This window comes from Enterobacter sp. 01-M-03-SI-ECC (assembly GCF_047530215.1).
Classification (GTDB): domain Bacteria; phylum Pseudomonadota; class Gammaproteobacteria; order Enterobacterales; family Enterobacteriaceae; genus Enterobacter; species Enterobacter chengduensis.
The window spans coordinates 19,092-43,706 of sequence record NZ_JBLKDA010000004.1 but is presented as its reverse complement, the minus strand read 5'-3'; the positions used below and the strand labels follow the sequence as shown (position 1 = coordinate 43,706).

At 60.4% G+C, this 24,615-nt stretch carries 23 protein-coding genes; 17 read left to right on the top strand and 6 right to left on the bottom strand.

All coding sequences use genetic code 11. The features are described 5' to 3' along the window. Window positions 1-10: 10 nt before the first annotated feature. From betA to ACMWKK_RS05240, 11 genes are all read left to right on the top strand, one after another. Window positions 11-1,675 carry a choline dehydrogenase gene (betA, locus tag ACMWKK_RS05290; RefSeq protein ID WP_045325626.1) on the top strand — a complete coding sequence of 555 codons (1,665 nt, stop codon included), beginning with the start codon at window positions 11-13 and terminating at the stop codon, window positions 1,673-1,675. 150 nt (window positions 1,676-1,825) lie between these two features. Beyond that, complete coding sequence (locus tag ACMWKK_RS05285; RefSeq protein ID WP_045325624.1) at window positions 1,826-2,389, top strand: fasciclin domain-containing protein; 564 nt, start codon at window positions 1,826-1,828, stop codon at window positions 2,387-2,389. A 43-nt stretch (window positions 2,390-2,432) separates the two neighbouring features. Next, entirely contained in the window at window positions 2,433-2,987 is a 555-nt protein-coding gene (locus ACMWKK_RS05280; protein ID WP_112781739.1) for an RNA polymerase sigma factor, read from the top strand. Next, window positions 2,984-3,631, top strand: a complete 648-nt coding sequence (locus ACMWKK_RS05275; RefSeq protein WP_112781738.1) for an anti-sigma factor domain-containing protein — start codon at window positions 2,984-2,986, stop codon at window positions 3,629-3,631. The genes ACMWKK_RS05280 and ACMWKK_RS05275 overlap by 4 nt, the downstream gene beginning before the upstream one ends. 275 nt (window positions 3,632-3,906) lie before the next feature. Continuing rightward, complete coding sequence (locus ACMWKK_RS05270) at window positions 3,907-4,647, top strand: SDR family oxidoreductase (protein WP_112781737.1); 741 nt, start codon at window positions 3,907-3,909, stop codon at window positions 4,645-4,647. Window positions 4,648-4,680: 33 nt separating this feature from the next. Further along, on the top strand, window positions 4,681-6,375 hold the full coding sequence (locus ACMWKK_RS05265) for a thiamine pyrophosphate-binding protein (protein WP_045325614.1): 1,695 nt from the start codon (window positions 4,681-4,683) through the stop codon (window positions 6,373-6,375). Between the two features lie 274 nt (window positions 6,376-6,649). Beyond that, the gene (locus ACMWKK_RS05260) at window positions 6,650-8,218 is read left to right on the top strand and encodes an ABC transporter substrate-binding protein (protein ID WP_112781736.1); all 1,569 of its coding nucleotides are present in this window, start codon (window positions 6,650-6,652) and stop codon (window positions 8,216-8,218) included. A gap of 97 nt (window positions 8,219-8,315) precedes the next feature. Further along, window positions 8,316-9,329, top strand: a complete 1,014-nt coding sequence (locus ACMWKK_RS05255) for an ABC transporter permease (protein WP_045325611.1) — start codon at window positions 8,316-8,318, stop codon at window positions 9,327-9,329. Next, window positions 9,329-10,162, top strand: coding sequence for an ABC transporter permease (locus ACMWKK_RS05250; RefSeq protein WP_112781735.1), 834 nt, complete (start codon window positions 9,329-9,331; stop codon window positions 10,160-10,162). Before ACMWKK_RS05255 ends, ACMWKK_RS05250 begins: the two co-directional genes overlap by 1 nt. Further along, window positions 10,155-10,991 carry an ABC transporter ATP-binding protein gene (locus ACMWKK_RS05245; RefSeq protein ID WP_112781734.1) on the top strand — a complete coding sequence of 279 codons (837 nt, stop codon included), beginning with the start codon at window positions 10,155-10,157 and terminating at the stop codon, window positions 10,989-10,991. Before ACMWKK_RS05250 ends, ACMWKK_RS05245 begins: the two co-directional genes overlap by 8 nt. Continuing rightward, window positions 10,978-11,682, top strand: a complete 705-nt coding sequence (locus ACMWKK_RS05240; RefSeq protein ID WP_112781733.1) for an ABC transporter ATP-binding protein — start codon at window positions 10,978-10,980, stop codon at window positions 11,680-11,682. The genes ACMWKK_RS05245 and ACMWKK_RS05240 overlap by 14 nt, the downstream gene beginning before the upstream one ends. Window positions 11,683-11,734: 52 nt before the next feature. Here the strand turns inward: ACMWKK_RS05240 and ACMWKK_RS05235 are convergent, their stop codons facing one another. The 4 genes from ACMWKK_RS05235 to budA all read right to left on the bottom strand — a co-directional run bounded on the left by ACMWKK_RS05235 (window position 11,735) and on the right by budA (window position 15,603). Next, on the bottom strand, window positions 11,735-12,208 hold the full coding sequence (locus ACMWKK_RS05235) for a cold-shock protein (protein WP_045325604.1): 474 nt from the start codon (window positions 12,206-12,208) through the stop codon (window positions 11,735-11,737). A 131-nt stretch (window positions 12,209-12,339) separates the two neighbouring features. Then, complete coding sequence (locus ACMWKK_RS05230; protein ID WP_045325603.1) at window positions 12,340-13,110, bottom strand: (S)-acetoin forming diacetyl reductase; 771 nt, start codon at window positions 13,108-13,110, stop codon at window positions 12,340-12,342. Window positions 13,111-13,130: 20 nt separating this feature from the next. Then, window positions 13,131-14,852 (bottom strand): acetolactate synthase AlsS, encoded by a 1,722-nt coding sequence (gene alsS / locus ACMWKK_RS05225; protein WP_201746445.1) that lies wholly within the window; start codon window positions 14,850-14,852, stop codon window positions 13,131-13,133. Next, window positions 14,824-15,603: an acetolactate decarboxylase gene (gene budA, locus ACMWKK_RS05220; protein ID WP_112781732.1), complete on the bottom strand. Its 780-nt coding sequence runs from the start codon at window positions 15,601-15,603 to the stop codon at window positions 14,824-14,826. The genes alsS and budA overlap by 29 nt, the downstream gene beginning before the upstream one ends. Window positions 15,604-15,708: 105 nt before the next feature. Here budA and ACMWKK_RS05215 point away from each other — a divergent pair, with 105 nt between their 5' ends. From ACMWKK_RS05215 to ACMWKK_RS05195, 5 genes are all read left to right on the top strand, one after another. After that, entirely contained in the window at window positions 15,709-16,590 is an 882-nt protein-coding gene (locus tag ACMWKK_RS05215; protein ID WP_045325597.1) for a LysR family transcriptional regulator, read from the top strand. Between the two features lie 282 nt (window positions 16,591-16,872). Further along, on the top strand, window positions 16,873-17,328 hold the full coding sequence (locus tag ACMWKK_RS05210; protein ID WP_112781731.1) for a hypothetical protein: 456 nt from the start codon (window positions 16,873-16,875) through the stop codon (window positions 17,326-17,328). 170 nt (window positions 17,329-17,498) lie between these two features. Beyond that, window positions 17,499-18,119, top strand: a complete 621-nt coding sequence (locus ACMWKK_RS05205; RefSeq protein ID WP_112781730.1) for a LysE family translocator — start codon at window positions 17,499-17,501, stop codon at window positions 18,117-18,119. 191 nt (window positions 18,120-18,310) lie between these two features. Continuing rightward, window positions 18,311-18,901, top strand: coding sequence for a hypothetical protein (locus tag ACMWKK_RS05200; RefSeq protein WP_112781729.1), 591 nt, complete (start codon window positions 18,311-18,313; stop codon window positions 18,899-18,901). 3 nt (window positions 18,902-18,904) lie between these two features. After that, window positions 18,905-19,330, top strand: coding sequence for a VOC family protein (locus ACMWKK_RS05195; RefSeq protein WP_112781728.1), 426 nt, complete (start codon window positions 18,905-18,907; stop codon window positions 19,328-19,330). A 76-nt stretch (window positions 19,331-19,406) separates the two neighbouring features. Here the strand turns inward: ACMWKK_RS05195 and ACMWKK_RS05190 are convergent, their stop codons facing one another. Continuing rightward, window positions 19,407-20,297: an oxidoreductase gene (locus tag ACMWKK_RS05190; protein ID WP_112781727.1), complete on the bottom strand. Its 891-nt coding sequence runs from the start codon at window positions 20,295-20,297 to the stop codon at window positions 19,407-19,409. 106 nt (window positions 20,298-20,403) lie between these two features. Between ACMWKK_RS05190 and ACMWKK_RS05185 the strand changes: the two genes are divergently transcribed. Continuing rightward, complete coding sequence (locus tag ACMWKK_RS05185) at window positions 20,404-21,525, top strand: YbdK family carboxylate-amine ligase (protein WP_112781726.1); 1,122 nt, start codon at window positions 20,404-20,406, stop codon at window positions 21,523-21,525. On the opposite strand, the gene ACMWKK_RS05180 is transcribed toward ACMWKK_RS05185, so the two are convergent. Further along, on the bottom strand, window positions 21,476-24,610 hold the full coding sequence (locus ACMWKK_RS05180; protein ID WP_112781725.1) for an efflux RND transporter permease subunit: 3,135 nt from the start codon (window positions 24,608-24,610) through the stop codon (window positions 21,476-21,478). The two genes, ACMWKK_RS05185 and ACMWKK_RS05180, sit on opposite strands and share 50 nt — an antisense overlap. Between the last annotated feature and the right edge of the window lie 5 nt (window positions 24,611-24,615).

Sequence of the window (24,615 nt, the reverse complement as noted above, 5' to 3'; positions counted from 1 at the left end):
GGAGGTTTATTTGCAATTTGACTACATCATTATCGGCGCCGGCTCTGCCGGCAACGTGCTGGCAACGCGACTGACCGAAGATCCGAATACCACCGTGCTGCTGCTTGAGGCGGGCGGGCCGGATTACCGCTTTGACTTCCGCACCCAGATGCCTGCCGCGCTGGCGTTCCCGCTGCAGGGCAAGCGCTACAACTGGGCGTACGAAACCGAGCCTGAGCCGTTCATGAACAACCGCCGCATGGAGTGCGGGCGCGGTAAAGGGCTGGGCGGCTCGTCGCTGATCAACGGCATGTGCTACATCCGCGGCAACGCCATGGATCTGGATAACTGGGCGAAAGAAGATGGCCTGGAGCACTGGAGCTACCTCAACTGCCTGCCCTACTACCGCAAGGCCGAGACGCGCGACGTGGGGCCGAACGACTACCACGGCGGCGACGGTCCGGTGAGCGTCACCACCTCTAAGCCGGGCGTGAACCCGCTGTTTGAGGCGATGGTGGAAGCGGGCGTGCAGGCGGGCTACCCGCGCACGGAGGATCTCAACGGCTATCAGCAGGAAGGCTTCGGCCCGATGGACCGCACGGTCACGCCGCAGGGCCGACGCGCCAGCACCGCGCGCGGCTATCTGGACCAGGCAAAGCAACGCCCGAACCTGACCATCCGCACCCACGCCATGACCGACCACATTATCTTTGACGGCAAGCGCGCGGTGGGCGTCGAGTGGCTGGAAGGGGAAAGCACCATTCCGTCGAAAGCGACGGCGAATAAAGAGGTGCTGCTGTGCGCCGGGGCCATTGCCTCCCCGCAGATCCTTCAGCGCTCCGGCGTGGGCAACGCAGAGCTGCTGAAGCAGTTCGATATCCCGCTGGTGCACGACCTGCCCGGCGTGGGTGAAAACCTGCAGGATCACCTGGAGATGTACCTCCAGTACGAGTGCAAAGAGCCGGTCTCCCTCTACCCTGCCCTGCAGTGGTGGAACCAGCCGAAGATTGGCGCCGAGTGGCTGTTTGGCGGCACCGGCGTGGGCGCGAGCAACCACTTCGAGGCGGGCGGGTTTATCCGCAGCCGCGAGGAGTTCGAATGGCCGAACATTCAGTACCACTTCCTGCCGGTCGCGATTAACTACAACGGCTCGAACGCGGTGAAAGAGCACGGCTTCCAGTGCCACGTTGGCTCTATGCGCTCGCCGAGCCGCGGACACGTGCGCATCAAGTCCCGCGATCCGCACCAGCATCCGGCGATCCTGTTCAACTATATGTCCCACGAGCAGGACTGGCAGGAGTTCCGCGACGCGATCCGCATCACCCGCGAGATCATGCACCAGCCCGCGCTGGACAAGTACCGCGGCCGTGAAATCAGTCCGGGTATTGACTGCCAGACCGACGAGCAGCTGGACGAGTTCGTGCGTAACCACGCCGAAACCGCGTTCCATCCGTGCGGCACCTGCAAGATGGGCTATGACGAGATGGCGGTGGTTGACGGCGAAGGCCGCGTTCACGGACTGGAAGGGCTGCGCGTGGTGGATGCGTCGATCATGCCGCAGATCATCACCGGCAACCTGAACGCCACCACCATTATGATCGGCGAGAAAATTGCCGATGCGATTCGCGGGCGGGAACCGCTGGCGAAGAGCACGGCGGCGTATTACGTGGCGAACGGCGCGCCGGTTCGCCGCTGAGGGTTGCCCCTCACCCTAACCCTCTCCCCATTGGGGAGAGGGAATAAACGTCTCCTGAATTTATTTTTATTTCCCTGCATCCAGTTTCCCCCCAGCCCTCGTATATGGGTATGTGAGCAACTCCTTTGCTCCCCAATCCGAGGAATGATGATGAAAAAGCTAACCCGTGTTGCCTTCGTAACCAGCGCTTTACTCTTCTGTGCAGGCGCATCAGCAGCCATGACGTCAGACACCGTGATGGTGGGCGGAGCGGCTATGTTCCCGAGCAAAAATATTGTTGAAAACGCCGTGAACTCGAAAGATCACACCACCCTGGTAGCGGCAGTCAAAGCCGCCGGACTGGTGGATACCCTGCAGAGCAAAGGACCGTTCACCGTGTTTGCGCCGACCAATGCGGCGTTTGCAAAATTGCCCGCCGGCACCGTCGATAACCTGGTCAAACCCGAAAACAAAGCCCTGCTCACCAGCATCCTGACCTACCACGTGGTCGCCGGTAATTACGATATGAAAGCGCTGGAGCAGAAGATTAAACAGGGTGGCGGCCGCGCGGAGCTGAAGACCGTTAACGGTCAGCCGCTGTGGATCATGAGCAACGGCCTGCACAATATTCAGCTTAAGGATGCCAAAGGCAACGTGGCAAACATCAGCACCTACGACGTTCATCAAAAAAATGGCGTGATCGATGTGATCGATACCGTTCTGATGCCTAAGTAGTTGTCTATACTTCGGAAGTGTGACGCTGCCTTCCGGGGAAAACATGGATAACGCGCTGGCTGAACAGCAGCAAAAATTAATGCAGGCGGTCGCTAACGGCGATCGCCGTGCATTTGAACAACTCTACCGACTCACCTCGCCGCATCTGTTTGCCGTCGCGCTGCGCATGCTACGTGACCGGGCATGGGCGGAAGAGATCCTTCACGACTGTTTTCTCACCGTCTGGAGTAAAGCCGAAACCTATAATGCCGCCCTGAGTTCTCCAATGACCTGGCTTACGCACATTGTTCGCAACCGCTGTATAGACTGGCTGCGCAGCGGGCAAACCCGGGCCGCCGAGCGCGAGACGGAGTATAACGAAGCGCTTCTCCCGGGCGAGAACGATGAGCAGAACAGCTGGCACGACGATGCACAGGCAGAACGGCTCAGGCACTGTCTCGAACATTTGAGCAGCGAGCAGCGCCAGAGCATTACGCTCGCCTACTATCAGGGGATGTCTCACAGCGATATTGCCGACTGGCTCCAGCAGCCCGTAGGCTCAGTGAAAAGCTGGATACGTCGCGCAATGGATCATCTTCGGGAGTGTGTGGGGCTATGAATGACGCAGAAAAACGCGACGACATGCTGGCAGCAGAATATGCCCTCGGCACCCTGCGGGGAGGCGCGCGGCTGCAGTTCCAGAAAAGGATTGCCGCGGAACCCGCGCTGGCTGCGCGCGTAGCGTACTGGCAGGAGATGTTCAGCACGCTCGATAGCCACCTCGTCCCCATCACGCCTCCTGAGTCGGTGTGGAAAAAAATTGCCCTCGAACTGCCGTCCAACCGGCCGGTGCGCAACTGGCGACCTTACCTCGGCTGGATGGTGGCCGCCGGCCTTGCCGCCTTTAGCGTCGTGACGTGGTACTCCACCCGCACGCCAGCGCTCGCACCGCTGATGGTGCTCAACGATGCCCAACAGCGCGGGCAGTGGGTAGTGAGTGCGGACAGCCGCCGTCAGCAGCTGAGTATTGCACCTCTCGGCCCCGCCGCCGTCCCGGCGCAGCACAGCCTGCAGCTTTGGCTGATCCCGACCGGACAGGCCCCTGTCTCGCTGGGGCTGCTGCATAGCGATATCCCAACGACGGTGGCCCTCAGGAACACAACGCTTCCTCCTGACGCCACGATAGCGATAAGCCTTGAACCAGAGGGCGGATCCCCCACTGGCCTGCCAACAGGCCCGGTGCTTTACAGTGGAAAAATATAATCCTCAGGCCCTGTTCGCAGGGCCTGCAGGGTCACTCTATTTCTTTTTTATACTCTTCTCGGTTACATATAAGAATTAAATATTAGGTCTGCAATTAATTTAATTATTAAAAAACGACATTGACAGACTCTTCCGCGCTCCATTAAGTTTTAAACGAACATCATTTTATTCCCGATACACAATATATCAAAAAACCGCGTTAATGAATTTGTCATTATTCATCAACGCTTATCTGCATTTTATTTTTTTGCATCACTCAACAGCGAGATAAGATCATGAATAATAGTCGAAACAACGTTATTGTCATCACCGGTGCCAGCAGCGGTATTGGTCAGGCCATTGCCCTCCATTTAGCGAATAACGCATTTTCGCTGGTGCTGGTGGCGCGCCGTCTCGACAGAATTAATGCCCTGGTGGATCAAATAATTCAGCAAGGGGGAAAGGCCATTGCCGTGCAGGCGGATGTGACCCGTCAGGAAGAGGTTCAGCGCGCCATTGATGCCGCCGTTGCCGCATACCAGCGCGTGGATGTGCTGATCAACAACGCGGGCTTTATGGCTATCGCCCCCCTTTGCGAGCTGAAAACCGACGAATGGGACAAGATGATTGATACCAATCTGAAAGGCGTGCTGTACGGCATCGCGGCGGCATTACCGGTGTTCCAGCGTCAGGGCAGCGGGCATTTTATTAACGTGGCCTCCGTTGCGGGCATCAAGGTACTGGCCCCTGGCGGCGTGGTGTATAGCGCCACAAAATTCGCCGTTCGCGCGCTGAGCGAAGGCCTGCGTCAGGAGGCGGGAAAAACCATCCGCACGACGCTTATTTCGCCCGGTGCCGTCGAAAGCGAACTTCAATTCGGCAGCTCTGACGTAGAGAGTAAAAAATTTCTCCATGAATTTTATAAGCAGGCTATTCCGGCTGATGCGATTGCCCGCGCGGTTTTATTTGCCATTGAACAGCCTGGCGACGTTGATATTAATGAAATTGTTGTTCGTCCGACTCAGGAAGAATTTTAGCCTGCGTTAAATAATACTGAATGAGGTGTCATTATGATTAAATCATTAACGTCCTTATCAGATCTCAATATGCGAACGGGCGCCGATATTCTCCTTGAAGTGCTGGAGAGTGAAGGCGTGGAATATATTTTTGGCAACCCCGGCACAACCGAACTGCCGCTCATTGATGCCCTGCTTCGCCATGAAAATATTCACTATATTCTTGCACTTCAGGAGAGCAGCGTGGTCGCCATTGCCGACGGCTATGCGAAAGCCTCCGGTAAAACGGGTTTTATCAACCTGCACACCGCCAGCGGCCTGGGGCACGGCATGGGGAATCTCATTAACTCGCGGATCATGAAAACCCCGCTGGTGGTAACCGTCGGGCAGCAGGATACGCGGCACTACGTTCGCGACCCGCTTCTGTACGATGACATTGTCTCCATTGGTTCCCCGGTCATGAAATGGGCGCAGGAGGTCACCAGCGCCGACCAGCTCCCGGTGCTGGTGCGCCGCGCGTTTCACGCTGCCAGCTATCCTCCGGCCGGCCCGGTTCTGCTTTCTCTTCCAATGAACGTCATGGAGGAACTGAGCGACGCCGGAATTCAGACGGCGTCCAGAGTGAACTACCACACCGTCGCGGGCTCGCTGGACGAACTGGCTGAGGCGCTCAGCGAGATCGCGCCAGGCAGGATCATGATTGTGGCGGGAGATGAAGTCCACTCCAGCGGCTCGACGCAGGAGATTGTCCAGCTGGCGGAAGCGCTCAGCGCCCACGTCTACGGCTCCTCCTGGCCGCTGAATTTACCCTTCCCCACCCAGCACGCGCTCTGGCGGGGCAATATGCCCACCACCGCCAGCGAAATTGCCAGCATCATTAATGCCTACGATGCCGTGTTTATCATCGGCGGCAGAAGCCTGATCACCATTTTATACAGCGAAGGCGAGGCCATTCCGGCGACCTGCGCGGTGTATCAGCTCTCGGCAGATATGCACGAGCTTGGCCGCACGTATGCCACTCGGCTTTCAGTGATGGGGGATATCAAACTGTCCCTGCACGAACTGTTGCCGAAGCTTGAGCAGCGCCTGATCGCCAGCAGTCTGTCCCACCAGCGGCTGCTGGTTGCGGCCCGCGACGAGCGCGAGAAGGAGTGGCTGCAGCAGGAAGAACGTCTGGCCGCCGAGCGGCTACGCCCAACCCTTTCGCCGATGGTCGCGGCCTGGGAAGTTATCCGTTCCATTCCCGCGGGTACTACCATCGTTGATGAGGCGATAGCGACTGCCAGACACGTCCGCCGGTTCATCTCTGACCAGCAGCATCAGCGCTACTACTTTATGCGCGGCGGCGGACTGGGCTGGGGGATGCCCGCCTCAGTGGGGCACTCGCTGGGGCGCGGACGGGAGCCGGTGGTATGCCTGATAGGTGACGGCGCCTCGCTGTACTCGCCGCAGGCGCTCTGGACGGCGGCACACGAGAACCTGCCGGTCACCTTTATCGTCATGAATAACAGGGAGTACAACATCCTGAAAAACTTTATGAAGAGCCAGGCTGACTACAGTTCAACGCGGCTGGGGCGTTTTATCGGGATGGACCTGGTGAACCCGCATATCGATTTTCAGTCTCTTGCCACCGCCATGGGCGTCCCCTCCTGCCGGGTGACCGAGGCGGCAGATATCGCCGAAGCGGTAACGCGCGGGCTGCAGTCAGGAAAAACCAATTTGATTGAAATCGCAATTTCCGCGGATTAGCCGCGCATATACGCTGTACCCTACATAAAAAACTTATAACCGAAACGCCTCAAGCCGCCTTATCTGCCGCCCTTAGCGGTCGAAATTCTCCGCCGCCAAAAATAAAAAGCCGTTCGTTATAGCGGGCGAAAAGACGCGCATTTTAATAGCACGAGCGCATGCGATATTCCCGGATGGCATAAGCAAAGCTGAATTTCGACTTTGTGGAATGCCACAGTCGCCCTAACGTAGCGGAGCATAAAACAATCACAATATATTCTTCTCAGGGATCGCTATGACGAAAAAACTGTTGCCGTTACTGGTGCTGGCCGCGCTCTCAGGCGCAGCCCACGCCGCTACTCCACCCAACACGCTGGTGGTTGCCCAGGGGCTTGATGACATCGTAAGCCTCGACCCGGCGGAAGCTAACGAGCTTTCCAGCATCCAGACCGTGCCGAGCCTGTATCAGCGCCTGGTACAGCCGGACCGCGATAATCCGGAAAAAATCACCCCGATTCTGGCGGAAAGCTGGGAAGCGGACGCGGCAGCAAAAACCCTGACCATCAAGCTTAAGCCCGATGCCAAATTCGCCTCCGGCAACCCGCTGCGCCCGGAAGACGTGATTTTTTCTTATACCCGCGCCGTAACGCTGAACAAATCCCCGGCTTTTATCCTTAACGTGCTGGGCTGGGACGCGAGCAACATCGCCAGCCAGCTGAAAAAGGTGGACGACCATACCCTTCAGCTGCACTGGACGGCGGACGTTAGCCCGTCGGTGGCGCTGAATATCCTTTCCACGCCGATTGCCTCCATCGTCGATGAAAAGCAGGTCGCTGCAAACGTGAAGGATAACGACTTCGGCAACGCCTGGCTGAAAATGCACTCGGCAGGCAGCGGTGCGTTCAAAATGCGCGTCTATCAGCCGCATCAGGCCATCGTGCTGGAAGCCAACGAGTCAGCCCCCGGCGGCGCGCCGAAGCTGAAAAGCATCATCATTAAAAACGTCCCCGATCCGGCATCGCGCCGCCTGCTGATCCAGCAGGGTGATGCGGACGTGGCGCGCGATCTGGGTGCAGATCAGATTAGCGCCCTGGACGGCAAGCCGGGCGTGAAGGTGCTGAGCATTCCGTCCGCCGAGCAAAATTACCTGGTGTTTAACACCGGCAACAGCGCCAACCCGCTGCTGAGCAACCCGGCGTTCTGGGAGGCCTCGCGCTGGCTGGTCGATTATGACGGCATCACCAAAAACCTGCTGAAAGGCCAGTACTTTGTTCATCAGAGCTTCCTGCCGGTGGGGCTGCCGGGCGCGCTGGAGGACAATCCATTTAAGTTTGACCCGGAAAAAGCGAAAGCCATTCTCGCCAAAGCGGGCATTAAGGACGCACACTTTACGCTGGACGTGGAGAACAAGCCGCCGTTTATCACCATCGCCCAGTCGATGCAGGCGAGCTTTGCTCAGGGCGGCGTGAAGGTGGATCTGCTGCCTGCCGCCGGGAGCCAGGTTTATGCCCGCGTTCGCGCAAAGCAGCATCAGGCGGCAATTCGGCTGTGGATCCCGGACTACTTCGATGCGCACTCTAACGCCAGCGCCTTCGCGTGGAACGACGGTAAATCCAGCACCGTGGCCGGTCTGAACGGCTGGAAAATTCCGGAGCTGAACAAGGCCACGCTGGCGGCGGTCGCCGAGCCGGATCCGGCGAAGCGTCTGGACCTGTACAAGAAGATGCAGGAACAGCTGCAGCAGAGCTCGCCGTACGTGTTCGTCGATCAGGGCAAAACCCAGATCGTGGTGCGCGATAACGTGAAGGGGTATCAGCAGGGGCTGAACGCGGATATGGTCTGGTACGACCGCGTCACGAAGTAGCCCTTGTTGCCGGGTGGCGCTACGCTTACCCGGCCTGTGTTCTCGGTTTTGTAGGCCGGGTAAGGCGAAGCCGCCACCCGGCATGAAGAGATATCCCATGCCACATCTTTCCACCCGCGTGTTGCAGGGACTGCTGACCCTCCTGCTCACGCTCTTCGGGCTGCTGCTCGTCACGTTTGCGCTCTCGGCGTTTTCGCCGGTCGATCGCGTGCTGCAGATCGTCGGGGATCACGCCAGCCAGTCCACCTACGATCAGGTTCGCCACCAGCTTGGGCTGGACCGGCCCCTGCCCGTGCAGTTCTGGCACTACCTGCAAAATCTTGCCCACGGCGATTTAGGCACCGCCAGCGCCACCGGGCAGCCGGTGCTGCATGACCTGCTGCACGCCTTCCCCGCCACGCTGGAGCTGGCGACGCTGGCCTTAATCATCGGCGCCGTGCTCGGCGTGATGGCAGGCGTGCTGTGCGCCCGCTACGCCGGTTCGCCGCTCGATTTAGCGATCAGAACGCTCACCCTGCTCGGCAACTCGGTGCCGATTTTCTGGCTCGGCCTGCTGATGCTGGCCCTGTTCTACGCGAAGCTACAGTGGAGCGCGGGCCCCGGCAGGCTGGACGATGTCTGGCAGTTTACCGTCGAGCCGCGCACCGGCTTTGCGCTGGTGGATACCTGGCTTTCCGGCGATCGCGAGGCGTTCCGCAACGCCGTCAGCCACCTGGTGCTGCCGGTGCTGCTGCTGGCCTATTACTCGCTGGCAAGCATCACCCGGCTGACGCGCTCCGCCTGCCTGAGCGAAATGAACAAAGAGTACATCCTGCTTGCCCGCGCCAAGGGGGCCGGGGAGATGACAATCCTGCTGCGCCACGTGCTGCCGAACATTCGCGGCACCCTGCTGACGGTGATCGCCCTCGCCTACACCAGCATGCTGGAGGGCGCGGTGCTGACCGAAACCGTCTTCTCCTGGCCGGGGATCGGGCGCTACCTCACCACCGCTCTGTTCGCCGGCGACACCACCGCCGTCATGGGCGGCACGCTGCTGATTGGCGTCTGCTTTGTGCTGATCAATAACCTTACCGATCTGCTCGTGCGGGCGACCGACCCGAGGGTGCGCTGATGCCGTTTTATCTCTTCTTACGCCGCCTGCGCCGCTCCCCCGCCGCGCTGTGCGGGCTGGTTGCCATCGCGCTGCTGGGGGGGATCGCCCTGTTCGCGCCGTGGCTCGCGCCGCATGACCCGAACTGGCAGGACGCCGCCGCGCGCCTGCAGGCCCCGAACGGCCAGCACTGGCTGGGCACCGACAGCTACGGGCGCGATCTGCTCTCGCGACTGATTTACGGCACCCGTCCGGCGCTCGGGCTGGTGGCCTTAGTCACCGTAATTACCCTGCCCGCCGGGCTGCTGGTGGGGATTTTGTCCGGCTACTACGGCGGCTGGCTGGAGCGCATCCTGATGCGCTTTACCGACGTGGTGATGTCGATGCCGCGCCTGATCCTCGCCTTCGCGTTTGTGGCGATGCTCGGCCCGGGGCTGGTCAACGGCGCGCTGGCGCTGGCCTTAACCACCTGGCCCGCCTACGCGCGGCAGGCGCGGAGCGAGATTCAGCGCCTGCGCCACAGCGATTATCTGGCCGCCGCCGAGATGATGGGCATTCGCGGCCCGCGCCTGCTGGTCGGCCATATTCTGCCCCTGTGCCTGCCCTCCGCGATTGTGCGGCTGGCGCTGGATCTGGCGGGGATTATTCTGGCCGCCGCCGGTCTCGGCTTCCTCGGCCTTGGCGCCCGTCCCCCCATGGCCGAATGGGGGGCGATGATCGCCGACGGCATGCAGGTGATTTTCGACCAGTGGTGGATTGCCGCTATTCCGGGCGGAGCCATTCTGTTTGCCAGCCTGGCCTTTAACCTGCTGGGCGATGGCCTGCGCGACGTACTGGAGCCACATCATGACTGAACCCCGCGTTATCGTCGATGCGCTGAATATCGACTACCCCGCCGCGCGCGTGGTCAACAACCTGAGCTTTACGCTTGGCAACGAGCGGCTGGCGCTGGTCGGGGAATCCGGCTCGGGCAAGTCGATGTCCGCCCGCGCCCTGATGGGGCTGGTGCGTAAACCCGGCGTCGTGAGCGCAAAACGACTCCACGTGCTCGGCAACGACCTGCTGACCCTGAACGCCCGCCGCTGGCAGACGCTGCGCGGCAACGGGATCGCGATGGTCCTGCAGGATCCGCGCTACGCGCTTAATCCGGCGAAAAACGTCGCCGCCCAGCTAGATGAGGCGCTTACCCTGCATCAGCGCCTGCCCCGCGCGGAACGTCTGGCGCGCGTTCATGACGTCATCCGCGCCGTCGGGCTGAGCGAACATGTCCTCCAGCGTTATCCCGGCGAACTCTCCGGGGGCATGGGCCAGCGGGTGATGATCGCGATGGCGCTCGTCAACAACCCGCAGGTGCTGATTGCCGACGAACCGACCTCCGCGCTGGACGCCCGCCTGCGCAACCAGATCCTCGAACTGCTGGTGGAGCAGTGTGAAGAACGTCAGATGGCGATGCTGTTAATCAGCCACGATCTGCCGCTGGTGGCGGCACACTGCGACCGCGTGCTGGTAATGTATCAGGGAGAGAAAGTTGATGAGATGGCGGCGAGCCAGCTCCCGCAGGCGACGCATCCGTACACGCGCACCCTGTGGACCTGTCGTCCAGACGCCAGTACCTATGGACAGATGCTGCCAACGCTCGACCGTTCGCAGCCGTGGAAGGAGGCCAACGATGGCGCTCGTTGAGGTTAACCGGGTTCAGGTCACCTTCGGGGAAAAAACGGCGGTCTCAGCCGCCAGCTTTGCCATTGAGAAAGGCGAAACCTTCAGCCTGATGGGTGAATCCGGCTGCGGCAAATCGACCCTGCTGCGCGTGCTGGCGGGGCTGCAGCGCGAGTGGAACGGCACGATTTCGATACTGGGGGAAGCGTTACGCCCCGGACGGCGTTTTGAAGGCGCGCTGCGCCGCAACGTGCAGATGGTGTTTCAGGACCCGTGGGCGTCGCTACATTCGAACCACACCGTTGCGCGCACGCTGTCGGAGCCGTTAAGCATTCACGGCGAAACGCAGGTTGCCGAAAAGGTAGCGGATGCGCTGCAGCAGGTGGGGCTTTCCGCCGACGCGGGCAGGCGCTACCCGCACCAGCTTTCCGGCGGCCAGCGCCAGCGCGTGGCGATTGCCCGGGCGCTGCTGCTGCGCCCTCAGCTTCTGCTGCTGGATGAACCGACCTCGGCGCTGGATATGTCCGTGCAGGCGGAGATCCTGAACCTGCTCAACCGCCTGAAGGCCGAGCACGAGATGACCTATCTGCTGGTGAGCCACGATGCGGACGTGATTGCCCATATGTCCGACCGGGCGGCGTTTATGGCGCACGGGGAGATTCAGAAGGTGTTCGATCGTGAGGCGATGGTGCGGGGTGAGCACAGGATGGGGTAAACCGCGCGGATTTCGTAGGCCGGGTAAGGCGAAGCCGCCACCCGGCAAAAAATCACTTCAGCAGCTTCACCGTGGCATCAATGTCGATCTCATCTTCGGTGAAGATCAGCGTCGTATTCTGGAAGGTGGTGATCGCCAGCTTCTTAACCGTGCGCATTTCGCCCGGCTTTTTGTCAGATTTTGGCTTGATGCTGTTCATCAGCAGCCCCACCGACAGCACGGCGTTCTCTTTGTCGATTTTGGTATCGACCGGTTCTTCTTCGGTAAACACCACGAAGGATTTAATCGAGGTGAGCTTCACGCGCTCGCCTGCAATATAGAGGTGCTTGCTTTCGGGGATCACCTTCACCGCATAGGCGGAAAGGCCTTTGTTGTTGGTGGTCGGCTCAAAGGTCACCGCGGCATCTTTTTTAATCAGATCGGGGTTCGCGACCTTAATCACGTGAAAATAGCGGTTGTCGCCGTTTTCATCTTTGATAAATCCAAAGCCTTTATCTTTAAACCACGTTGTGATTGTACCGTTCATCGCTGTTACCGCCTGTCAGATCGTAATGACTAAAGTTTTGCAGCGCGCAGTGTAATGCACAATGGCGGAGGAGACAAAAAAAAGCCCCTGCACGGGGGCAGGGGAAAACTCATGTCAGAGCTTATTAGAATTTAGTTGAACACCATCCCACCATCGATGAGCAGAGACTGGCCGGTCATGTAGTCGGAATCCGGTCCGGCGAGGTATGAAACGCAGGCGGCGACATCTTCCGGCTCGGACAGGCGGCCAAGCGTAATGCGTTTGGCGAAGGTTTCGGTCCCGTAGCCGAGCGGTTTACCCGCCGCCTCGGAAACCTGACGGTCGATCTCCGCCCACATCGGCGTTTTAACGATGCCCGGGCAGTAGGCGTTAACGGTGATCCCCAGCGGGGCAAGGTCTCGCGCTGCGGTCTGGGTTAAGCCGCGCACCGCGAACTTGCTGGAGCTGTACACCGCCAGTTCCGGGTTGCCGGTGTGGCCCGCCTGGGAGCAGGCGTTGATGATCTTGCCGCCGTGCCCCTCTTTGCGAAACGCGTCGATCGCGGCCTGAATGCCCCAGATCACCCCTTTCACGTTGATGTTGTAGACCTTGTCGACAATCTCCGGCGTGATGGATTCGATCGGCGTGGACGGCGCGACCCCGGCGTTGTTCACGATCACGTTAAAGCCGCCCAGCGCGGTGCGGGCCTTCTCAACAGCCGCAAACACCTGCTCGCGGTCAGAGACATCGACCTTCACGGCGACGGCCTTGCCGCCGTTGCGGATGATTTCATCGGCGACGGCTCTGGCCGTCTCCGCGTTATAGTCGGCGATGGCGACGGCAAAGCCATCTTTCACCAGACGAAGCGCGATCGCTTTACCAATCCCCTGGCCTGAGCCGGTTACGAGAGCAACTTTTTGCATTTCTCTGTCCTTATGTTAAGTCACAAAATCTGGCTGAGATGGAGCTGGCCCATCAGCAGCGGGTTATCGCTGTAGTCGACGGGGATCGCCACCACGGCAGGCCCGTCCACATCCATCGCCGCGCGCAGCGTCGGTTCCAGCGCCTCGGCGCTCTCCACGGCAAAGCCTTTCGCGCCGAAGGCGTCGGCATAGACTTTAAAATCAACCGGGCCGAACTCCACGCCGGATAGGCGCTGGTATTTTTTCTCTTCCTGAATCGCCACCATGTTGTAGCCGTTATCCACCCAGATGATGTGCAGCACGTTGGCGTTGAGGCGCACCGCGGTTTCCAGCTCCATGCTCGACTGCAGGAAGCCGCCGTCACCGGAGACCGACACCACCTTGCGGCCCGGATTGACCAGCCAGGCACCAATCGCCCACGGCAGCGCGACGCCCATGGTCTGCTGGCCGTTGGAGATCATCACCTGACGCGCCCGGAAGCTGTAGAGGTAGCGGGCGATCCAGATGTGGAAGCTGCCCATATCCACGGTCAGGGTGACGTCGTTATTGACGATGTCCTGCATGGCGCGCACGATGCGCAGCGGGTGCAGGGCAAACTGGTTGAGCGAGGCGCCGCGGCGATCGAGCAGATCCCGCTGATGCTGGCGATCGACCAGGATTTCAGAGGCCCGCGGGCTCAGCGCCAGCTTATGCTCGATGCGGTTTGCAAGCAGGTTCAGCGTTTCGGCGATGTCCCCCACCAGCTCGAGATCCGGCACGTAGTTGCGCTCTTCATAGGCAGGCAGCACGTCAATGTGCACCAGCGTCGCGTCGCCGCTGTTCCACATGGACGGCTCGTATTCCACCGGGCTGTAGCCGATGCAGATAATCAGATCCGCCAGATGCAGCAGCCGGTCGCCCGCCTGGTTATTGAACAGACCGACGCGTCCGGCGAAGCGGGTGAAGTGCTCCTGGTTCACCGCCCCGGCGGCCTGATAGGTGCTGGTCACCGGAATGCGGCTTTTCTCCAGCAGCTTGCGCAGCGCGGCGCTGTTCGCGGGCTGGCTGGCCATCAGGCCGAGTAAAATGACCGGGTTTTCGGCCTTTTCGATAAGCTTCGCTACGTCGTTAATCGCTGACTCGGGTGCCGGGCCCATCCGCGCCGCGCCGCTGGCGGGCAAAATCGCCCCCGTCGCAGGCTGGTCGACGATATCCTGCGGCAGGCTGACGAATGCCCCCCCGGGCCTGCCGTGCTCGGCGGCGCGAAACGCGTTCGATACCACCTCGGCAATCGCGTCCGGCGAGCTGACCTCCACGGCGTATTTTGTCACCGGACTGAACATGGCGACGGTGTCCATGCTCTGGTGAACCAGCTTCGCTTTATCCGCGCGTTTGACCGCCCCGCCCAGCGCCACCACCGGGTCGCCCTCGCTGTTGGCGGTGGCGATGCCGGTGATCAGGTTGGAACAGCCCGGACCGGAGGTGACCAGCGCCACCCCGGCTTTGCCGGTCAATCGCCCTACCGCGGCCGCCATAAACGCCGCGTTCGCTTCGTGACGCACCGGAATAATGTCGATGGAGGAGTCCAGCAGGGAGTCAAAAACCTTGTCGATTTTCGCACCCGGGATGCCGAACACCTGCTTCACGCCCTGCGCTTCCAGCTGGCCGACAACCATATCGGCGCCGTGCGCCCACTGACGCGACTGTTTCTCACTGTTCACGGTAGTTCTCCTGTTAGTTTTCGACGGAACGGATCGCGGCATCCAGATTGCTGGGGTGAAGGTTGGCCTGTAAGAACGCGCTGTCGGCGGGCAGGTCAATCATCAGCTTGTGAATTTCACCGAAGGTGAGCACGCCGCTCTCCAGCTGGTAGTCGAGCAGATGTCCCCCGCCCTGACGGTCGTCGGTGATGAAATGCTCGTGATAGCCGGCCACGTTAATGCCCTGCATATGCTGCGGCGTGCGGAACCCTACCAGCACCCCTTCGCGCTGGTTAAAGCGGAACACCGGCTGGTCGTCCAGCACGTCGGTCATCGCGCGGTACGGCGGCGTCTGGCGCGGTACGGTGCGGGTATGGGCGTGGCGGAAAGTGCCGTCGATACGCAGCGCGCAGAACAGGTTATCGGAGGGGATCTGCTGGTCGATCGCGTCGTGGATCTGCTGACGGCTGACCGGCGCATCGAAGGTTTTACGGTACTGCGGCTGGAACCAGGTCATCACCGCAAACGGCGTTTTCTGCTCCGGCTTCGCGGCCCGGGCGCTGCCGTCGGCGCGCAGCTGGTACACCTGGCTGCTGAAGGCAATCATTTCGCCGTCCAGCTCGTTGAAGGTGCCCAGACCAAAATCACCGTGTGCCAGCAGATCGGCGATGGTGGTTTCCCCCTCGTACACGCCGCTTAGCAGGGCGCTCATTAGCGATGTCTGATAGATCACGCTGTCAGGATGCTGGGCGGAGAACCCGCGCAGGGTCTCGCACAAGCTGGCCTCACAGTCGCAGGCAGATGAATGCATCATCGTGCTCGTCCTCTTCAACTTTATTTAGAAAGGTTAAATAAATGTTGACCCGATTCAGCAGAGAGTTCCAATATAGAAACCATGCTGGTTTGAGACGTTTTAGATATGGAACTTCGTTATCTGCGGTATTTTGTTGCGGTTGCACGGGAGCGACACTTCACCAGGGCGGCCGAAGCGCTGGGTATTTCACAGCCTCCTCTGAGTCAGCAGATCAAACGGCTCGAAGAGGAAGTGGGTACCCCGCTGTTCAGACGCCTGACGCGGGGCGTGGAGCTGACCGAAGCGGGAGAAGCCTTCTATGAAGATGCCTGCAAAATTCTGGCGCTGAGCGATGCCGCGCTGGAAAAGGCCCGCGGCATCGCGCGCGGGCTGAACGGCAACCTGTCGATAGGCATCACCAGCTCCGACGCTTTCCATCCCAAAATTTTCGCGCTGATTCGCCAGTTTCAGGTGCAGAACATGGCGGTGCAGGTTCACCAGGTGGAAGCCAATATGTCGTCGCTGACAACGATGCTGGCGGAGGGCGAGCTGGATATCGCCTTCGTGCGCCTGCCGTGCGAGAGCAGCAAGGCATTCGAGTTAAAAATCCTCGACCGGGAGCCGATGGTGGTGGCGCTGCATCGCGATCATCCGCTGGCGGCGTGCGATGCGTTGGCGTTAGAGCAGTTGCGTGATACGCCCGTGGTGCTGTTCCCGCAGGAGGTCGCGCCGGGCCTGTACGAACGTGTTCACGGCTGCTGCGAACGGGCCGGGATTGACGTGCAGCACGCGCTGCAGTCGTCGCAGCTTTCCTCCTCCCTGAGCATGGTTTCCGCCGGCGGCGGCTTCGCGCTGGTACCAAAATCCATGGCGGCCATTTCTCCGCCGAACGTCACCTATCACACGCTGAGTTCACCGGAGCTTTACACCGATATCGCGCTTTGCTGGCGGCGGTTTGAGCGCTCGCGGACGGTGAAGCGATTTTTGACGATGATGAGTGAGGAGTAGCGGTGCGGCTGTGCCCGGCGGCGCTGCGCTTGCGCGCGCCTACGGTTCGTGTCGCGGGCAGGTTGGTTGGCGGTTTTGTAGGCCGGGTAAGGCGTAGCTGCCACCCGGCAATGCCCTTCTGGAAGCCGCCTCGCAAACCTGCAAGCAACCTTATGTAATTCACAGGCATCTCTTTTCATCCCTTCTTCACGGTCGTAAAGTGCCCGCGTTGCGGCACATCCGTAACCGGGCGTAGGAACCCGTTAGCATAACATGACATTTTTTGCACAAAGAGGATGCTAAATGGCGACTAACCCTGTTTTTTCATACGCGCTTTCTGAGGAAAGTGCTGTTCATCATCTTATTAATACATCCATTTGCGATTCTGCGAATCTCTTTGAACTGGCCGATGCTTGTGCCGCCTGCGTGAGCGTGCTGGTAGAAACGGACGATGCCGTGACGTTTTCCACGCTTTGCAAGCGATTGCTGGCTGCGCTGAAGCGACTGCGGGAATGCTGTGACTCGGAGCTTCCGCCGTATCTGGTTGAACAGTTGATCGCAGGTGAAAAAATCACCTCCTGCGTGCCCGACTGCTGGCAGGAGACGACGCTACAAGTTGACTATGCCGTGGCGTTAACGCTGGCGGTAATGGGCGGGACATTACCTGCGAGCGTGGCGAAAGAACTCACCGGGCTGCTGCATGATATGGTCTGGCTGCTGGCGGAGTTTGTGAAGGAGCCTTATATAACGGCGCACTGAGGCGGGTGATGGGAGGCCGGGGTTCTGAGCAGGATGTCGACCTAGAGCAAAGAACAATGTCGTTTATTGATCGTCAGTTAAGCGCGAGGAGCGGACGGTTAAAAAGCGATATTTGGTAGATTGATTGCGTGGCGTTAAACGATTAGCATCTGCTCTTTCGGACAAACAAAATGACTGTTCACGATTCCCTCCTCGCATTCTCCTTTGCAGCACTGTTACTTACCCTTACTCCCGGTCTTGATACAGCACTGATTCTTCGTACCTCTTGTGCTGAGGGCGGCAAAAAAGCTTTTCAGGCTGCTCTTGGCATTGATGCTGGCTGTTTCATATGGGGCGCGCTGGTCGCCTTAGGTCTTGGAGCGCTACTGGCTGTTTCAGAAATGGCTTACACCGTGCTTAAAGTGTGTGGGGCCGCCTACCTGTCCTGGCTGGGCTTACAGCTGCTGATCCGCCCCCGGTCCTCTTTTAGTCACACCGGCGGGAACAATAGTGCTCAGGGGAACTGGTTTATTAGAGGAATGCTTGGCAATGTTCTTAATCCCAAAATGGGCATTTTCTATGTCTCTTTTTTGCCTCAGTTTATCCCTACCGGCCACTCACCTTTAATATGGACTTTTGTCCTTGTTAGCATCCACGTTGCAATTGGCACGATGTGGTCAGCCACGCTCATTCTATCCACGCATTTTGCATCAGCCATACTGAAAAAAAGTCACGTTGTTAAAGTCATGGACAGAGCAACAGGAGGCTTATTTTTATGTTTCGCCGCTAAGCTTGCTGTCAGTACGAGGTAGCTTTTGGCGGGCTGTTTTAGTTTGCGGACGAGCGCGTTTGTGGGGAAATGATCGAGAGCAGGTCAAGGCGAATACACCTGGCGGAAATGAATGACGACGCCGCAACGTTTCCCCCTCTCTTTTCCTGGTAATTGCCGGCGGCGCGCCATCTGTTATTCTGGCTGGACGCAAGGGAATGACAAGGAAGAGAGATGCTGAACCTGGGATTCGTTACCCGCAAAGCGCTGGCTAACTGGCAGGATGCTTCCGACTTGTTACCCCAGTTCCAGTTTCATGAAAAACACCTGACCGTCATCCACACGGCCCACCCTGAAAATATTCTGCCGTTGATTGCAAATTTTGACGTCCGGGAAGATGCCGTAATCCGGCGGTTAATGTCTTTGCGTCAATTACCGCAAAAGTTACTGCGCAGTCAGCGGTCAGCGGCCATCGACAACTTCGGATTGCACAGTTTTACCCTTTTGCAAAATTCAGCTTCAGAAATCTGTTATGGCTTAAGAGGACAATTCTGGCGTACCGATTTCGGTCTGGAAAACGTGCCGGATGCCAGTGCTTTTCAGACGCCAGCCGCGCCGGGCAGCGCGAAGCTGTTGCTGCGCTACAAGCTAACGACGCTGGCGCCTGGCCAGCATGAACTCTCTACGGAAACCTTCATCTCCTGTCCGGACAGACGCACTCAGCTAAAAATGTCGGCCTACTGGCTCCTAATACGCGCAGGCAGCGGCGTGATCCGTAAAAGGACTCTGAAGGCGGTTAAATCGAATATTGAAGGACGGGAGTAAAAGATGCTGGCTTATATCACTATCGGTACCAATGACTTTCAGCGATCCGTGAGCTTTTACGACGCTATTTTTAACGTCCTGGGTTACTCACGTCTGCCAGCCTGGACAGAAAGCTGGGCAATGTGGGGGGATGAACATAATCCTGGTGAGGGGTTCAGCTTCTGTATTTGTCCTCCTTTTGACCGGCATCCCGCGACGGCGGGAAACGGGACAATGTTCGCATTCAGTGCAGATAACGCGGATCTTGTCAGACGGTTCCATGCAACGGGCCTCCTGGCGGGAGGAACGAATGAAGGCGAACCCGGTACACGACCCGCATACGGGCCCAACTTTTATATTGCCTATCTGCGCGATCCTGACGGACATAAGCTTGCATGCGTTTATCAGCATTACTCCCCCGAGGCTGATGGGTTCGTCGACAAAGAATAAATCCTTATCTGTGCCCCACCGGCACGCGCTGCGTCAGCCGCACCTAGCTAAAGATGGGATCGCACGCCCGCCGCCGTTAGCCCGGCCCCTCGCTTCCCGCCGCCAGCAGCGGCACCACCACGTCGCTGATGGGCACCGCAATGCCGTGCCTGCGCCCGTAGCGCTGAATCACGCCGTTGCGAATCTCCCACTCCATAGGGCGATCCGCCTGACGGTCAGCGAGAATCGACGTACCCAAATCCACTGGCGCGCGCTGGAAGTTCGCCAGAATCTCATCGGCCACCGCATCGTCAAGCTTCGCCCCCTCGGCGCGGGCGACGGCAATCCCCTCGCGCAGATAGGCCAGCGCAAGCTCGCTTATATCCTCGCGCCTGAACATGCCTGCGCGGCGGTTGGCGAGCACCATCAGCCCCGCAACCGCGTTTTGCAGCAGCTTGCGCCAGGCGACGGTGGCGAAATCGGTCGCGAGTTCCACGTCACAGCGCGTACCGCGAAGCGCCTCGACTACCCGCTGCGCCTGCGTTACGTCCGGCAGCGTCAGGCGCGGCTTCGCCCGCAGCCAGACGGAGGCATCCGGCTCGCGCTGTGCCGGGAACCACACCACCGACGGCAGCACCGTCGCGCCGCTGACCCATGGGTCAAGCTGGGCTTTTTGCTCAACGCCGTTTTGCAGGGCGCAGACCACGGTGTTCTCATCGCACAGGGCGCGCAGCCATCCGGCGCTGTCGGCATTTTGCGTCGTTTTTACCGCGATAAAAACCAGATTGGCGGGACGCGTAATGACGGCAGGATCGGTTAATACCGGACCGGGTACCACCGTTTCGCCCTCGTCATAACGCAAGCGTAATTCCGGATGTGCGGTACGTCCGCACAGCAGCGGCGTGCGGCCCGCGTCATGCAGCACCGCGGCAATGGTGGTCCCAATCGCACCGGGACCTATCAGCGCAATCACTGGATTGTCAGACATGATTAACTCCCCCTTTTCGCTAAGCCTGCTAACAGTTATACCACCCTGAAAAGTGAGCGCCACGTCGTTGTCTATACTCAACACACAACTGACAACGGAGTGCGCCATGCCTTTACCCGATTTCAAGTCCTCTGAACCGTTTACCCTCGGCATCGAACTCGAACTGCAGGTGGTTAACCCGCCGGGCTACGATCTGAGCCAGGACTCCTCCGCACTCATCGCCGCCGTTAAGGACGACATCAAAGGCGGCGAGGTCAAACACGACATCACCGAAAGCATGCTCGAAATCGCCACCGGCGTGTGCCAGACCATCGACCAGGCGGCGGCGCAGTTCTCGGTGATGCAGCAGAGCATCCTGCGCGCGGCGGCGGAGCAGCATATCGAGATCTGCGGCGGCGGGACGCACCCGTTCCAGAAGTGGCAGCGACAGGAGGTGTGCGACGACGAGCGCTATAACGTCACGCTGGAGCGCTTTGGCTACCTGATTTTGCAGGCAACGGTCTTTGGCCAGCACGTGCACGTCGGCTGCCGGACCGGGGACGACGCCATTTACCTGGCGCACGGCCTGTCGCGCTTCGTGCCGCACCTTATCGCTCTCGCCGCCGCGTCGCCCTATATGCAGGGCACGGACACAAAGTTCGCCTCGTCGCGGCTCAACATCTTCTCCGGATTCCCGGATAACGGCCTGATGCCGTGGGTCAACAGCTGGCAGGAGTTCGAGGGGCTGTTCCGCCGCCTGAGCGCTACCAGCATGATCGACAGCATTAAGGATCTGCACTGGGACATCCGCCCCAGCCCGCACTTTGGCACCGTGGAGGTGCGGGTGATGGATACGCCGCTGACGCTCGGCCACGCGATTAACATCGCCGGGCTGATCCAGGCGACGTCGCACTGGCTGCTGACCGCGCGGCCCTATAAGCATCAGGAACGGGATTTTCTGCTCTACCGTTTTAACCGTTTTCAGGCCTGCCGCTACGGGCTGGAGGGGATCCTGACGGACGTGCATACCGGCGAGCACAAAACCGTGGCGGAAGATATCGCCTGGCTGCTGGAGCAGGTTGCGCCGTCGGCCGAGAAGCTCGGCGCGACGAGCGCAATCAATGAAATTGCCCTGCTGTTAAAGCAGGGCAAGAGCGAGGCGCAGCGCATGCGGGACTTTATCGCCGACGGCGGCTCGCTTATTTCTCTGGTTCAGAAGCACTGCGAGCTGTGGGCGACGAGTCCGTAAGGCCGTGGCCCCACTCGCGCAGGCGCTGGAACAGCACGAACAGCGCGGGAATGAACACAATCCCTACCACGGTCGCCACCAGCATGCCGCTGAACACCGTGGTGCCGATAATCCGTCGGCTCTGGGCGCCTGCGCCAGTCGCCAGCATCATCGGCAGGACGCCGATAATGAACGACACGGCGGTCATCATCACCGCGCGGAAGCGGCGCGACGCCCCTTCCCGCGCGGCATCGGCAATCGTCATCCCGTCCATGCGCCGCGCGCGGGCGAACTCTACGATGAGAATCGCGTTTTTGGCCGCGAGTGCGATCAGCAATACCAGACCAATCTGCACGTACACGTCGTTGGCGTATCCCGCCGTCCACAGCCAGACCAGCGCCCCGCCGATGGCAAACAGCACCGAAAGCATGACGCTCGCCGGGAGCGTCCAGCTCTCGTACTGGGCGACGAGAAACAGCCACGCCATCACCACCGCCGCCAGCACGATCCACATCGCCTGGTTGCCGGTCTGCTGCTCCTGATACGACATGCCGCTCCAGGCGTAGTCGTACCCGGCAGGCAGGCTCTCCGCCAGAATCTCAGCCATCGCCGCCATCGCGGTGCTGCTGCTCACGCCAGGCGCGGCAGAGCCGCTCACCGACACGGACGGGAACTGGTTGTACTGCTGCAGGAACGGCGCGCCAACGCCCGGCGTAATGGTGACGAGGTTGCTCAGGCGCACCCGCTCGCCGCTGTTGCTGCGCACGAACAGCTCGCTGATTTGCTCGGCGCGCTCGCGCCACTGCATCTCGTTTTGCATCACCACGTGGTAGACGCGGTTGTTAATGCTGAAATCCCCGGCGCGCGTGCCGCCGAAGGCGGTTTGCAGGCTGCTGAAGATGCGCGACACCGGCACGTCGAGGCGGGCAGCGCGCTCGCGGTCAACGGTCAGGGTCAGCTGCGGCACGCTGCTGCTCCAGGTGGTGAACACGCGGCTCAGCTGCGGGTGCTGGTTGGCCTTCATCAGCACCCCGCGCGTGACGCGCTCCAGCTCCGCCGGGCTTTGCCCCGCCTGTGCCTGGATGCGCAGGTCGAAGCCGGAGGCGTTGCCAAGCCCCGGCAGCGTCGGCGGCGCGAAGGTCATGATGGTAGCTTCCGGCAGGGCCAGCAGCTGACGCTGCAGGGTGCCCATCACCTCGTCCAGCGGCGGACGCTCGCTCCAGTCTTTGAGCATGATGGAGATAAACCCGCCGTTGGACGCGCTGGTGCCGTTGAGGATGTTAAACCCGGAGACCTGTATCACGTCCTCCACCGCCGGATTGTTGGCGATCAGCGCGCGCGCGGTGGTCATTACCGCTTCGGTACGCTCCAGCGAGGCCGCTTCCGGCAGCTGAACGCTGGCGAAGAAGTAGCCCTGGTCCTCCTGCGGCAGGAAGCCTTTTGGCATTGACGTAAAGCTGAACGCTACCACGGCCGCCGCGCCTGCGGTAGCCAGCAGCGCCAGCCACGGGCGCAGGGTGAATACGCTCACGATCCGGCTATAGCGATTGCGCGTGGCGTCCAGCCCGCGGTTAAAGGCGCGATAAACGGCCGCAGGCTTCTCCGGGCGCGGACGCAGCAGCATCGCGCACAGGGCGGGCGTCAGGGTGAGCGCCACCAGGCTTGAAAGCGTGACCGCCGTGGAAAGCGTCACCGCGAACTGGCGGTACAGCTCGCCGACAATGCCCGGCAGCAGCGCCACCGGCACAAACACCGCCAGCAGCACCAGCGTCGTCGCGATCACCGGCCCGGCAATCTGGCGCAGGGCCAGCGCGGTCGACGCCGTGCGGCTCTGCCCTTCCGCCATCAGCGTTTCAACGCTTTCCACCACCACGATGGCGTCATCCACCACCATGGTGAGCGCCAGAATAATGGCGAACAGGCTGAGGGTGTTGGCGGAGTAGCCGAGCGTATAGAGCACCGCAAAGGTGCCCACCAGCGACACCGGAATGGCGAGTGTGACAATCAGCGTCGCGCGCCAGCTTTGCAGGAACAGAGACACCACAACCACCACCGCCAGCATCGTCAGCGCCAGCGAGACGCCGATCTCTTTGATGGTGGCGGCCACAAAGGCGGTAGTGTCGAATTTCACCTCGTAGGCCAGATCGTCCGGGAAGCGCGTTGAGAGGCGGTCCAGCTCCGCGCGCACCGCGTCGGCCACGCGCAGGGCGTTGGCGGACGGCGTCGGGTAGATGCCGAGGTAGGCGGAGTCGTGCCCGTTCAGCTGCGCGCCGGAGCTGTAGCTGCGCGAGCCAAGTTCGATTGTCGCCACGTCCTTCAGGCGCACCAGCTGGCCCATCTCGCCCGCGCGGATAATGATGTCGGCAAAGTCTTCGGCCTGGCTTAAGCGCCCCAGCCCGTTGATGGTCAACGTCTGCTGCTGGCCGTTAAACACCGGCGGCGTGCCGACCTGGCCTGCCGCGCCCTGCACGTTCTGCTCGCGCAGCGCCTGCGCCACGTCATCGGTAGTGACGTTGAGGGCGTTCATGCGGTCCGGACGCAGCCAGATGCGCATGCTGTAATCGCGCGCGCCAAACATCTGCACCTGCCCGACGCCCGGCAGACGCGACAGCGCCTCGCGCACCTGGGTGCTGGCGTAGTTGCTGACGAACAGCGGCGTGTGGGTCTTATTCGGTGAGTAAAGGCTTACGCCCATCATCAGGTTGGTGGCGCGCTTGCGCACCTGCACGCCGTTTTGCTGCGCCTCGGTCGGGAGCTGCGCCACGGCCTGCGCCACGCGGTTTTGCACGTCGATGGCGGCGAGGTCCGGATCGGTGCCCGCCGCGAAGGTGATGTTCAGGCTATAGGAGCCTTCGTCCGAGCTGGTGGACTCCATATAGAGCATGTGGTCCACGCCGTTCAGCTGGGTCTCCAGCGGCGTGGCGATAGCCTCCGCCACGTCGGCCGAGCTGGCGCCCGGCCAGCTGGCCGAGACGTTCACCACCGGCGGCGCGATCTGCGGATACTGCTCTACCGGGATAATCTTCAGCGCGATGGCTCCCAGCAGGGTGATGACCAGCGCAATCACCATCGCGAAGCGCGGGCGTTTGATGAAAAACGTCAGCATGATGG